Here is an 11,984-nt window from a genome sequence, read left to right as displayed (position 1 = left end):
TACGAGGAAGCGATGCGGGCAAGTAGCGAGAGGGCGGTTTCCGCAACCTGGGTTCTGATTGCGGTACTTCTCGTCCTTGCAATGCTGCCGATGGCAAGGACGGTCCTTGCCCCGCTGACGTTTGCCCTCTTGGTGATTGCTCTTCTCTGGCCTGTACAGCAGAAGATGCAACGGATCGTTCCACGCTACATTGCGCTCCTTGTGAGCCTGCTTGTTGTCGTGTTGGCCTTTGTGGTGTTCGCGTGGATCGTGGCCTGGTCCTTCGGGCAGGTGGGGCGGTGGGTCATAGCCGATGCCTCCCGCTTCCAGCAGCACTATGAAGAAATCCGCGCCTGGCTAGAGGACAAGGGCATAGGCGTTGCGGTGCTCTCGGTCGATAGCTTTTCAACGGCCTCCATTCTACGCGCCGTCCAGACTGTGAGCAGCCACGTCAACAGCGCCCTGAGCTTCTGGCTCATCGCGCTGACATATGTTGTGCTTGGGATGATGGAGGTCGAGGATTTTGCCCGCAGGATTGCCGCGATGCGAAGCCAGTCGGCGAGAGAGCTCCTACTGAACGGGAGCCGAGAAACAGCACAGAAACTTCGCCGCTACATGTCAATCAGGACGGTGATGAGCATCGCAACCGGTCTGCTTGTCTGGATCTTCACACGCACACTCGGTCTGCCCCTAGCCGAAGAATGGGGTATCATAGCGTTCGCGCTTAACTACATCCCGTTTGTTGGTCCGCTCGTGGCAACGCTGTTTCCCACGATGTTTGCCCTTATCCAATTCGACAGTTGGCAGTCGGTATTGGCAGTCTTCATCGGGCTTAATCTCATACAGTTCGCCGTCGGTAGCTACATCGAGCCACGCGTCTCAGGCAGTGCGCTGTCTCTTTCTCCTGTTATCGTGTTGTTTTCAGTATTCGCCTGGGGCTATCTCTGGGGAGTATTCGGCGCGTTCATTGGCGTGCCGATCTCGATCGCCTTGCTGACGTTTTGTCGTCACCACCCCTCAAGTCGGTGGGTCGTTGAGCTGTTTGGAACGGGCCGCGACGGTAACCCGGCACCGCCGTAGGGTAGGATTTGGCGATCGGGTCTTGAGGTGTCTTGATCGTCGCCGGAAGATCAACCGGTGGGTTCGCCGGTGATAGGCGGAGACCTATCTGTATTGTAGACGAGTAGCGTGGTTCTGCCTTAACGGAGCGCGACCTATGCCAAACCTGATCGAAAGTCACCTTGCCCTTTTGCCGGAATCCACCGGGAGGGCCACAGCAACATTGCAGCCGCGTCTCTTCCACTACACAACGCTTCAGGGCTTTCTCGGTATTGTAGGCTCGAAAATGATGTGGGCGACAAATATTCATTACCTCAATGATTCAGAGGAGTTCGTCTATGGCCTTGGCTACCTGAAAACAGAAGCCGAGACCCGTGCAAAGGACGCGTCCGCTGGACATCGGGCCGTATTGCTTCGGGTCGCCTCTCTCGTTGACTACTTCAAGCAGGGATATGTCTACACGGCATCCTTTGCGGAGGACGACGATCTGCTCGGCCAGTGGAGGGGATATGGTGTTGGAGGAGGCGTATGTCTGGGATTTTTGGTCCGCGAACTGCAAAAGATCGCGGAGCGGTCGGGCTTCCGCCTCATCAAATGCATCTATGAGCAGAGCCAGAAAGCCGCACTCGCCAAGGAGTTCATAGATCACTCCTTAACGGCGATCGATGCCACCACTGCCTTGGACAATGAGCGGGTCGAGGAATTGGCAAACCAGATCGTCACCCGCTACCAACAACTCGCCTGTGCGTTCAAGGATCCTTCGTTTCGTGAGGAGTGCGAATGGCGCATTATTTCCAAGTTTGTGCCGGTCGACCATGAGTCTGTGAAAGTCCGCGGGACGGCAACGATGCTGGTGCCGTACTTCGAGGTCGACCTCGATCTGGGGCAAGATGATCGCGGACGAACGAACATCGGAATTGACACCTTGATTGCCGGCCCGAGCCTGCAGAAGGAGCGAATCCTCCAGGCGGCTTCGATCGCCGCCAAGCACTTGACCATTGAGGCTTCAAGGCCGTCAGAGATTCCATACCGTTCGCTCTAGTCGCACTTTCTTCTGGATATGATCGCGGGCGGTGACGGCTTTTGAACCATTCCGCACTGGCGCCTTGCCTGCCTTACAATCCCTCTTCCCTCGCATACGCCGCAAGCAAATCGGGGAAATCCTTCTCCGAGTTGCCCTTGAGCAGCGCCCGAGTGGTGATGGCATCGATATGATGCCGCATGAGCTCGCACGCATGTTCCCGCTCACCCTTGTCGAGGGCGGCGATCAGTTCCCGATGTTCAGACACCGCGCAGTCAGGCGAATGCGGGCGTCCGTATAGCGACAGGATCAGCGATGAGCGCGAAACCAGTTCGGTGACGTAGCGCAGGAGCACGTCGTTTTCCGTCAGCTTGGCCAGCAGCACGTGAAATTCGCCCGCCAGCTGGATGGACGCCGACGTGTTGTTGGTGCGTGCCGCGCCTTCCGCATCCACATGGGCTTCGAGCTGTCGGATCTGCTGCGGGGTCAATTTTCCGATCAACGTGTCGACGACCAGTGTTTCGAGCGACTGACGGACGGCAAAGATATGGCGAGCGTCCTCGAGACTGGGCTGTGCCACGCACGCGCCCTTGTGGGGGCGCAACTCGATCAGGCCTTCGCCGTTCAGCCGGGCGAGCGCTTGCCTGACGATGGTGCGGCTTACACCGAGCCGCTCGCCGATCGAGTCCTCCGGCAGCTTTGTGCCGGCCGCAAGCGCCTGATCGAGGATCGCACGCTTCAAGGTGCGGTAGACGGCGTCCGATTTGGATACCGCCGATTTCTGGTTCTTATCCCGAAGTGTCGAGGCCATGACTGTCCTAATCTAAAATCCAAGCGTGCAATGACGTAAAGTGTTTGCAGACCCAGAGAATGGGGACGCTACCACTGTGTCGTCGAACACGTAAAGGCATGGAACGGCAGGATTGTCCTCGCTCATCCCAATGATCCCATCGTTTTTCATGCCCGTAGCCTCCGATAGGTCGGAGGAAAGATCTTGTTGACGGAGGGATGACGCCAGGTTCGCTCGGGATAGCGTGCAACGAGGCGCTCAAACTGCGCCTGCGCACGCTGATGTGCCGCCTCGAAATCGAAGCCCGGGATTCGGCCTTCCGCCATCACTGTGCGCCCGCTGATGATCACGGTGTGAACGTCGCGCCCGCATGCGGACGTCAAGAGGCAGGCGATGGGGTCGATGATCTGTCCGAGCCGATCGTTCGACAGGTCGATGACGACGATATCCGCCGCGGCTCCCGGTTGCAGCCGCCCAAGATCAGGGCGGTGAAGTGCGTCGGCGCCGCCGATTGTTGCCGCATCATAGAGGTCGGCCGACTTCGGGGTGTCGATCTCGCCTGCCATTACGCGACCGAGCATCAGGCCGAACTGCATGTTCAAGATCATGTCGGGTGGCCAGGTGTCGGTGCCCATGCCGATCCGCAAACCGCTCCCGCGGAGGCGGGAAAAATGGTCGAGGGCGGCTCCGTGTCTTGCCATCACCAGGGGACAGTGGACCAATGTTGCGCCGGAGCCGGCGATGACGAGGCCAAGCACGCCGGTGTCGAGATCCGAAAGCGCGTCAAGGTCGACAAAGCCCGGGCCGATGAGCGCCATGCCGTGGTCGATGCGGCGGGCGACCGGGCCTCTGTAGTGGTGCCCGACAAATACGATTCGGCCATTCTCGTAGACGACTTCGCCGTTCTCGAAAAGGACATGGCGGCCGTTCTCGTGCCCGACGACCCAGCGTGCAGTCAAAAGCGTCTGTCCGGCCTCTTTGGTCTTCCATGCGTCATTCGACATTCCGCAGTTCCTCGCTCATCACGCCGTCACGCACGACGACCCGTCCGCGACGGATGACCGTGCGGTTCTGCGGCGTCAGTGCGACCGCTTCGGCGAGCGTTCGGGCCTTAACGAGCATGAGGTCACCCCGGCAGCCAGCAGACAGGCCGTAATCCGTCAACCCGATTCCTTCGGCGCCACCGAAAGTGCAGATGTTCGCGGCGTCGCTGAGGTCTGCGTCGTTGGTCATGCCGTTGCGCTGGGCTAGATATTTGGCGCGCTCCAGCATGTCGCCGTTGCCCCACGGCTCCCACGTGCCCTGAATACCGTCGGAGCCGGAGGCCATGACAACACCGGACTGCCGCAGGATGCGGAGCGGCAACGCCGGCGCCGACGGGCTTCCGACTGTCATCACCGCTATACGCTCCGCTGCCAACGCATCGATGAGCGAACGCTGCCGCTGGCCGTCCAGCATGCCGAGGCAATAGGCGTGGCTCACCATTACCCGGCCCTGCAGGGAAAGTGCGCGCGTACGCTCCAGGATCAGCTCGAGGCAAAACGCCCCCAAATCTCCCGGTTCATGCAAATGAATGTCGATCGGCTTCTGATAGCGTTCGGCAAGCGCGAAGATTGCGTCGAGATGGCGCACCGGATCACGATCGATGCTTGCCGGATCGATCCCGCCGACGACGTCGGCGCCGGCTTTCAGCGCTTCTTCCATCAGCGCAAGCGTGCCCTCGCGAACCAGCATGCCGCTTTGCGGGAAGGCGACAATCTGCACGTCGACAAGGTCCTTGAGCCTGTCGCGGGTTTCGATGACGCCCTCGATGTTGGCGATGCCGATTTCCGTGTCCACGTCGACATGGCTTCGGATGTGCATGACCCCGAACGCCAAAGTCTGCATGATCTGGCGTGCAGACTGGCGGCGTGCATCAATGCCAAGCTCCTGCTTGGCGCGCCGGTCGGCCAGAATCCGGTCGTTGCGGGTCGGGCCGACGCGATTCTCGAACCAGTCCATGCCGACCAGCGTCTTGTCCAGGTGGGTGTGCGCCTCGACAAGACCGGGCAGCGCGATGTGGCCGCTCCCGTCGATTTCAATCGCCGGCTTCTGCGTGGGGTTCTCCGCAAACCAACCGTCACGGATATAAAGGTCAGTCGGTTCGCCACCGAATGGTCTGACGTTGCGAATAAGAATGTCTGCGGTCACGGTCGTCTCCCTAGCCTGCCTGCCATTGCCGATGCTGCCTCTTCGCCGTCAGGCAAGCTGCGCCCGTCCCATCATCGTCCGGAAAGCTCTACCTGCACGATCGAGGATCGCGTCCTCGTCATGATCGACGAGCTTGCGTGAGCGCATCAGAACGCGACCACCAACGATCGTTGTGTCCACGTCAGCACCGTTTGCGAAGCGTGCGATCCTCTGCACCGGATGCGCAGGTGGCCAGAGGTGTGGTTGACGCATGTTGACGAGGATGATGTCGGCGCGCTTGCCGGGCTCGAGCGAACCAATTTCGCTCTCCATCGACAGCGCTCGCGCACCGGCAATCGTTGCCATTTCCAGCAACTGCATTGGCGGCAGGACACGGTCATCCCGGAAGTGCCGTGCATGGTAGCGATGAGCCTGAAACATGTTTCGGAACATATCGAACGAACGGTCGGGGGCGGCGGCATCCGTGCCCAGCGATACGGTGATCCCCTGCTCGATCAACTCCGGGGCAGGGCAGCGACCGGATACAGACATCAGTGCGCTCGGATTATGGGCGACCTTCGCGCCGCTCTGCTTCAAGACGGCGATATCGTCCTCTGTCAGGTCGATGCAGTGGGCAAGAAGCGAGCGACCGTCGAAAAGCTCTAGCGCCGCTGCATTGGCAGCAATGGAGCCGGAGCGATGGCCATCTTGAACGAGAAGTGTACTCTTCTCACGTGCAAGATCTCGCAGTTGTCGTGATAGATTGTATACAGTGCGATTCTGCAATTCGCCGGCATCGAAGACAGGAAGGGACATTGCAATCCGGATGCGATCGTCGCGATTTGCCCACTCGTCGGCAAGCTCCGCGCATATGGCCAGTTGCGCCTCGGTGGAGACTGGGGTCTCAATGAACGCATCCCCGGTGAATGTACGATAAACGTGCCGCTGCGGTCGGTTCGGCCCGATCGCGAGGACCTCGCGCACGCCCATGTCGAGGACCGTGGCAAGATGAGCACGCGCGGCTTCGGGTGCCTCCGTGCGCATGATATCCGGTCCGCCGCCAAAGAGTAGCGCGGCCGTGGTGGTGCCGCATTTTATTCGCTCCAGGGCCGATAACGCCGCCTCAGCGGCCCAAAATTCAGTATCCGTTGCCTGCGCGTAGACGCGTCCGGTCGCATCCATCCATTGTTCAGAGCCATCGCCCAGCCCTTTGGTCAAGGTGTGGCCGGCATGCGCATGGGTGTCGATGAGGCCGGGCATGACCACCATGCCCGTGGCGTCCATGCGTTCAGCGTCTGCGGGCGCGGTTATCGCGCCGTCCGATATGGCCGAGATCCGTCCGTTTTCGATCAGCAGATGTGCCTTTTCCAGGACGCGCCGTTCCGGATCCATGGTGATGACGACACCGTTCTCAATCAGCAAAACCTTCGCCATTGCGACTCCTCCCTCAAGAATATTTGCGAGCGTTTTGTACACAATCAAGCAAAATCGAATATTGGTGCTTGATATTGTGCACATCATATGTACTTTAATGATCGGGAACAATCGTATCCAATAAAATGACAAATATGTATACCAAAAATGGGAGACTGATGTGAAAGACTATCTGAAGACCCTCCTGGCAGGGCTAGTAATCCTGGTGCCGTTGGCGACGCCTTCGCTGGCAAAGACGCTGCGTTGGTCGTCGGCCGGCGATGTCATCTCGTATGATCCGAACGCACAGGTCGACAGCTTCACGCAGAGCGTGCACCACATGGTGTTCGATCCGCTGGTGCGCCGTAACAAGGATCTCGTGCTCGAGCCCGCGCTGGCAACGTCATGGGAAGTCGTCGAGCCGACACGCTGGCGCTTCCACCTTCGCCAAGGAGTGAAGTTCCACGAAGGGCAGGTCTTCAATGCTGACGATGTCGTTGCCACGATCCAGCGCCAGATTGATCCCGGCGCGCGCAACCGCGAGAATCTCTCCGCCGTCGTCGGCGTCGAGAAAGTCGATGACTACACGGTCGACCTGATCTTGCGCGGCCCATATCCGCTTCTGCTCAACGATCTTGCGGCAATCTACATCATGAGCAAGCCGTGGATGGAAGAGCACCAGGCGCTGAAGCCCGGCAACGCCTCCACTGGTGTTACGACCTATGCCAGCAACCATGCCAACGGCACCGGCGCCTTCAAGCTGGTGACCTACGAGCCGGATTCTCGCTCGGTCTTTGCCGTCAACGAAAACTGGTGGGACAAGCCGCAACATAACCTGACCGGCGTCGAGTTCCGTCCCATCGCGTCGGACGCAACGCGCGTGGCCGCCCTCCTTTCCGGCGAACTCGACATGATCGCGCCGGTTCCGTTGCAGGACATCGACCGGATCGGTAGCACCCCGGGTCTGAAGGTCGTCGAGAACCCGTCGCTGCGCGAAATCTTCCTGGGCTTCAATTTCCGGCCGGAGCTGCATGCCGCACCCGGCAAGCCCAATCCGCTGCTCGACGTGAAGGTCCGACAGGCTCTCTGGCACGCCGTCGACGTCAATGCGATCCAGAAGCGATTGATGCGCGGCAAGTCGCGCGTCTCGGGCATGCTCGTCGCCCCTGAAGTCACCGGCTACGATCAGTCGATCGACGTGCCTTTGCCCTATGATGCGAAGAAAGCGAAGGCTCTGCTCGCGGAAGCCGGGTACCCCGACGGCTTCAAGGTCGGCCTGGCATGCCCGAACGACCGCTATATCGCCGACGAGCAGATCTGCCTGGCGATCGCGTCCATGTGGGCCAAGGTCGGTGTGCAGGCGGATGTCGCCGTCGAAAGCAAGACGACGTATTTCCCGCGCATGGATAAGGGCGATCTCGACGTCTACATGCTCGGCTGGGCCTCCCTGCCTCCGATGGACGGCTACAGCGTCCTGCAGGCGCTGCTGGCGACCAACGACGGCAACTACGGCGGCAGCAACCCTAACGGCCTTTCCGACGCAAAGATCGATGCCCTGACCAAGTCGGCGTCTGTCGAGCTCGATGAAGGCAAGCGCGTCGGCATGCTGAAGACCGCCTTCCAGATCGCCCATGATCAGGCGTTTTACCTGCCGCTGCACCAGCAGCCGGTTGCCTGGGCGATGAGCGACAAGGTGGAGATTCCGCAGTTCGCTGACGAGTACGTGCGCCCCTGGTTCGCACAGCTGAAGTAAGCCAGCCGCTTCCGTGATCCCGAGCGACGCAAGGACCTCGGGATCACGCGTTGAATTGGGTGATGAGCCTGATCCAATGGGACGACGCGCGATGGCGTTCGTCATGCCGGTTCGATCCGTTCCGCGCTCGGATGAGGGAACGGAATACGCAAAGCAGCGCAGTTTCCGCCGATCGGCCGAGCGCGCTCCTGCAAGGTACTTTCTGATGTTCAGGATTCTATCGGTAAGGCTGCTTCAGGCCATTCTGGTGATGGTGGCCGTCACGGCCATTGCTTTCATCATGTTCCGGTTCGTCGGCGATCCTGTCGCCGCGATGGTTCGGGAAGGCGCAACTCAGGCGGAGAAGGACGCGCTTCGCGCCACCCTCGGCCTCGACAAGCCGCTCGTCGTGCAATTCCTCGAGTTTGTCGGTCGGGTGCTGCAGGGCAACTTCGGCACCAGCTTTCGCTACCAGCAGCCGGTTGGTGTCCTGCTGCTGGGCAGGCTTCCTGCGACGCTGGAACTCGTGCTTGTCGCCACCGTCATGTCGCTTGCGGTCGGCATCCCCCTCGGTGTCGTCTGTGCGCTGAAGCCGAACGGCTTCTGGTCGCGACTGACGCAATCACTGACGCTTGTGGGCATCTCCATGCCGACCTTCGTCACCGGGTTGCTGCTCATTCTTGTCTTCGCGGTCAATCTGCGCTGGCTGCCCTCATCGGGGCGCGGTGATCTCGTCGATCTCGGCTTCTGGCAAACCGGCTTCCTGACGGTCTCCGGCTTGAAGTCCCTGATCCTGCCTTCGATCACGCTCGCCCTCTTTCAGTTGACCCTGATCATGCGTCTCGTCCGCTCCGAGATGATCGACGTGCTCTCGTCGGACTACATTCGCTTCGCCTTCGCACGCGGACTGCCGCGCTCTTACATTTATGGGCGTCTGGCGCTGCGCAACGCGCTGATGCCTGTCGTCACCGTGACAGGCCTGCAGATCGGCCAGCTCATCGCCTTCGCGATCGTCACGGAAACGGTGTTCCAGTGGCCCGGCATGGGCCTGTTGTTCACCAATGCCGTTGGCTATCCGGACATCCCCGTTCTTTCGGCCTACCTGCTGTTTGTCGGCTTCCTGTTCGTGCTGATCAACATGATCGTCGACATTCTCTACACCTTCATCGACCCCCGCTTGAGGACACGATAATGGCCACGCAAGCTCGTCTACTGCATAGGCTTCCGCCGATTTCCGTGATGATTGCCTGCCTCGTTCTGGCGATCATGCTGGTGCTCGTGATCTTCGCGCCGATGATCGCGCCGATGGATCCCCGCGATGTCTCGTCCTACTCGCTGATGGACATGGAGATCCCGCCGATCTTCATGGAGGGCGGCGACCCGCGCTTCCTGCTCGGCACTGACAACCAAGGCCGCGACCTCGTTTCGGTCATCCTCTTCGGCCTGCGGATCTCCATCCTCATCGGTATTGGAGCCGTCTTGTTCGCCGCTGCCGTCGGTGTCGCGCTGGGCCTGATCGCGGGCTTCTTCGGCGGGCTCGTCGACAGCGTCGTGATGCGCCTTGCCGACATCCTCGTCAGCTTCCCGACGATCCTCGTAGCGCTTCTGATCAGCGGCATCGCCCGCGCCCAACTGCATGCAGATACCGTTCTGACCTGGGCTCCACTCATCCTGATTTTCGCGATCGCGATCAACGAGTGGGTTCAGTACGCCCGCACAGTGCGCGCCTCCAGCATGGTCGAGATATCGAGGGACTATGTGCGCGCTGCAAAGGTCATCGGTCTGCCGCCACGCCGTATCATGCTTCGCCATATCCTGCCGAACGTAATGAGCTCGGTCATGGTCATTGCGACGATCAATCTCGCCGGCGCGATCCTGACCGAGGCGACGCTGTCGTTTCTAGGCGCCGGCATGCCGCCGACCTATCCGTCGCTCGGCACGCTGATCCGCATCGGCAACCAGTTCCTGTTCTCCGGCCTGTGGTGGATCGCCGTGATGCCCGCCACCGTCCTCGTCATCCTCGTCCTGGCGGTCAACATTATCGGTGACTACCTGCGAGATCGCTTCAATCCCAAACTGATGGCACGCTGATGAGAAACGCAACGCAACCTGTCCTGGAGATCAGGAACCTGCGAGTCGAATATCCGCTCGCCAACGGTGAGACCCTCGCAGCCGTCAACGACGTCAATCTGACGATCGAGCCCGGCGAAATTCACGCCTTGGTCGGTGAATCCGGCGCCGGCAAGACGACCGTCGGCAACGCACTGATGGGCCTCCTGCAGGCTCCCGGCAGGATCGCATCGGGCTCGATCGCCATCGCAGGCAAGCCTATCGATGTTCGTACCGGTCGCACCGCGGGCATCATCCCCGGCCGCGACGTCGGCGCGATCTTTCAAGATCCGATGACGAGCCTCAACCCGCTCTTCACGGTCGAGAGCCAGCTGTGCGAAGGCATGCTGACACATCTGAAAATCAGCCGGCGGGAGGCACGCGCCAAGGCCCTCGACCTCATGAAGGCCGTTGGCATTCCGGAACCGGAACGCCGGCTTGGCAGCTATCCGCATCAGCTGTCGGGCGGCCAGCGGCAGCGTGTGGTCATCGCCACGGCGCTCGCCTGCGATCCGCAGCTGATCGTCGCCGACGAGCCGACGACGGCGCTCGATGTCTCTGTGCAGGCTCAAATCCTCAGGCTGATCCGCGATCTCGCCGACGTGCGCCGGGTGGGTATTCTGTTGGTCACGCACAATATGGGCGTGGTGGCCGAGATCGCCGATCGCGTCACGATCATGCAGAACGGCCATATCATCGAAAGCGGGCCAGCACGCGATGTCCTCACATCGCCGAAGGCGCCCTATGCTCGCACGCTGATATCGGCCGTACCCCCGATCGACACGCGGCTGAAGCGTCTGCCGGTTCCGAGCGAGGAGACCGAAACCACGCTCAAGGCCCGCGAGGCGGTCCGCACGAAGAGCACAAGCCGCGGCGGCGCCAAGCAGACAGACGTCGTTCTCGACGTTCGTAACCTGTGCGTCGAATATGGCAGCCGTTCCTTCATGCCGGGCAGCAAGTCGTCTGTCTTCCGTGCGGTCAAGGATGTTTCCTTCGATGTCCGGCGAGGCGAGATCTTCGGCCTTGTTGGCGAATCCGGCTGCGGGAAGACCACGGTCGCGAATACCATTGCCGGGCTCGTCACGCAGACCTCAGGCAAGATCGAATTCCAGGGTGCCGCGCTTGGCGCGCGCCGTGAGAAGTCGGTTCGGCAATCGCTGCAGATGGTATTCCAGGATCCGTACTCCGCACTCAATCCGCGGCTGCGGATCAACTCGGCGATCGCTGAGCCAATCCTGTTCTACAAGCTTGCCTCGACAGCGGAAGAGGCGCGCCTTGACGCGAAGACTCTGCTCGAAGCAGTCGGTTTGCCGGGAGACGCCGGTGCCCGGTTCTCGCATGCCTTTTCGGGAGGACAGCGGCAACGCATAGCCATTGCTAGGGCGTTGGGGCCGTTGCCATCCATGCTGATCTGCGATGAACCAACCTCGGCACTCGACGTCTCGGTCCAGGCGCAGATCCTCAATCTCCTCAAGGATCTGCGTGATCTCGCCGGCCTCTCTATCCTGTTCATCAGTCACGATCTGGCGGTGATCCGCCAGATGTGCGACCGCGTCGCCGTGATGAAGGCGGGAGAGATCGTCGAGTTGGCTGATACGGAAACGCTCTTCTCGGCACCGCGACACGACTACACGCGCGAACTTTTGCGCCTGGCTCCTTCCCTCGATCGCATTCTCTGCAAAGAGAATGCCGTCGCCAGTCTGTGAGAATTT

General features: G+C 60.5%; 10 protein-coding genes. 6 read left to right on the top strand and 4 right to left on the bottom strand.

The window, feature by feature from the left end; translation table 11 throughout:
• The first annotated feature begins 12 nt into the window (after positions 1-12).
• On the top strand, positions 13-1,059 hold the full coding sequence (locus RGCCGE502_RS15470; RefSeq protein WP_016555109.1) for an AI-2E family transporter: 1,047 nt from the start codon (positions 13-15) through the stop codon (positions 1,057-1,059).
• A gap of 136 nt (positions 1,060-1,195) precedes the next feature.
• A complete protein-coding gene (locus RGCCGE502_RS34505) occupies positions 1,196-2,080 on the top strand; it encodes a DUF2971 domain-containing protein (RefSeq protein ID WP_016555108.1) in 885 nt (294 codons plus the stop codon).
• Positions 2,081-2,153: 73 nt separating this feature from the next.
• Here RGCCGE502_RS34505 and RGCCGE502_RS15460 read toward each other — a convergent pair whose 3' ends face one another.
• The 4 genes from RGCCGE502_RS15460 to RGCCGE502_RS15445 form a co-directional block, all read right to left on the bottom strand.
• On the bottom strand, positions 2,154-2,870 hold the full coding sequence (locus RGCCGE502_RS15460; protein WP_016555107.1) for a GntR family transcriptional regulator: 717 nt from the start codon (positions 2,868-2,870) through the stop codon (positions 2,154-2,156).
• 146 nt (positions 2,871-3,016) lie between these two features.
• Positions 3,017-3,853, bottom strand: a complete 837-nt coding sequence (locus tag RGCCGE502_RS15455) for an amidohydrolase family protein (protein ID WP_016555106.1) — start codon at positions 3,851-3,853, stop codon at positions 3,017-3,019.
• On the bottom strand, positions 3,843-5,039 hold the full coding sequence (locus RGCCGE502_RS15450) for an amidohydrolase (protein ID WP_016555105.1): 1,197 nt from the start codon (positions 5,037-5,039) through the stop codon (positions 3,843-3,845). The genes RGCCGE502_RS15455 and RGCCGE502_RS15450 overlap by 11 nt, the downstream gene beginning before the upstream one ends.
• Positions 5,040-5,087: 48 nt before the next feature.
• Entirely contained in the window at positions 5,088-6,452 is a 1,365-nt protein-coding gene (locus RGCCGE502_RS15445) for an amidohydrolase family protein (protein ID WP_016555104.1), read from the bottom strand.
• A gap of 160 nt (positions 6,453-6,612) precedes the next feature.
• Here RGCCGE502_RS15445 and RGCCGE502_RS15440 point away from each other — a divergent pair, with 160 nt between their 5' ends.
• The 4 genes from RGCCGE502_RS15440 to RGCCGE502_RS15425 all read left to right on the top strand — a co-directional run bounded on the left by RGCCGE502_RS15440 (position 6,613) and on the right by RGCCGE502_RS15425 (position 11,978).
• Complete coding sequence (locus RGCCGE502_RS15440) at positions 6,613-8,184, top strand: ABC transporter substrate-binding protein (RefSeq protein ID WP_016555103.1); 1,572 nt, start codon at positions 6,613-6,615, stop codon at positions 8,182-8,184.
• 205 nt (positions 8,185-8,389) lie between these two features.
• Entirely contained in the window at positions 8,390-9,355 is a 966-nt protein-coding gene (locus tag RGCCGE502_RS15435) for an ABC transporter permease (protein ID WP_040674688.1), read from the top strand.
• Positions 9,355-10,254, top strand: coding sequence for an ABC transporter permease (locus RGCCGE502_RS15430; RefSeq protein ID WP_016555101.1), 900 nt, complete (start codon positions 9,355-9,357; stop codon positions 10,252-10,254). The genes RGCCGE502_RS15435 and RGCCGE502_RS15430 overlap by 1 nt, the downstream gene beginning before the upstream one ends.
• Entirely contained in the window at positions 10,254-11,978 is a 1,725-nt protein-coding gene (locus RGCCGE502_RS15425; RefSeq protein WP_016555100.1) for a dipeptide ABC transporter ATP-binding protein, read from the top strand. Before RGCCGE502_RS15430 ends, RGCCGE502_RS15425 begins: the two co-directional genes overlap by 1 nt.
• Positions 11,979-11,984 lie beyond the last annotated feature (6 nt).

The sequence above is a fragment of the Rhizobium grahamii CCGE 502 genome, assembly GCF_000298315.2.
Lineage (GTDB): Bacteria > Pseudomonadota > Alphaproteobacteria > Rhizobiales > Rhizobiaceae > Rhizobium > Rhizobium grahamii.
The sequence above is the reverse complement of the archived record's forward strand: the minus strand, read 5'-3'. Positions and strand labels throughout refer to the sequence as shown.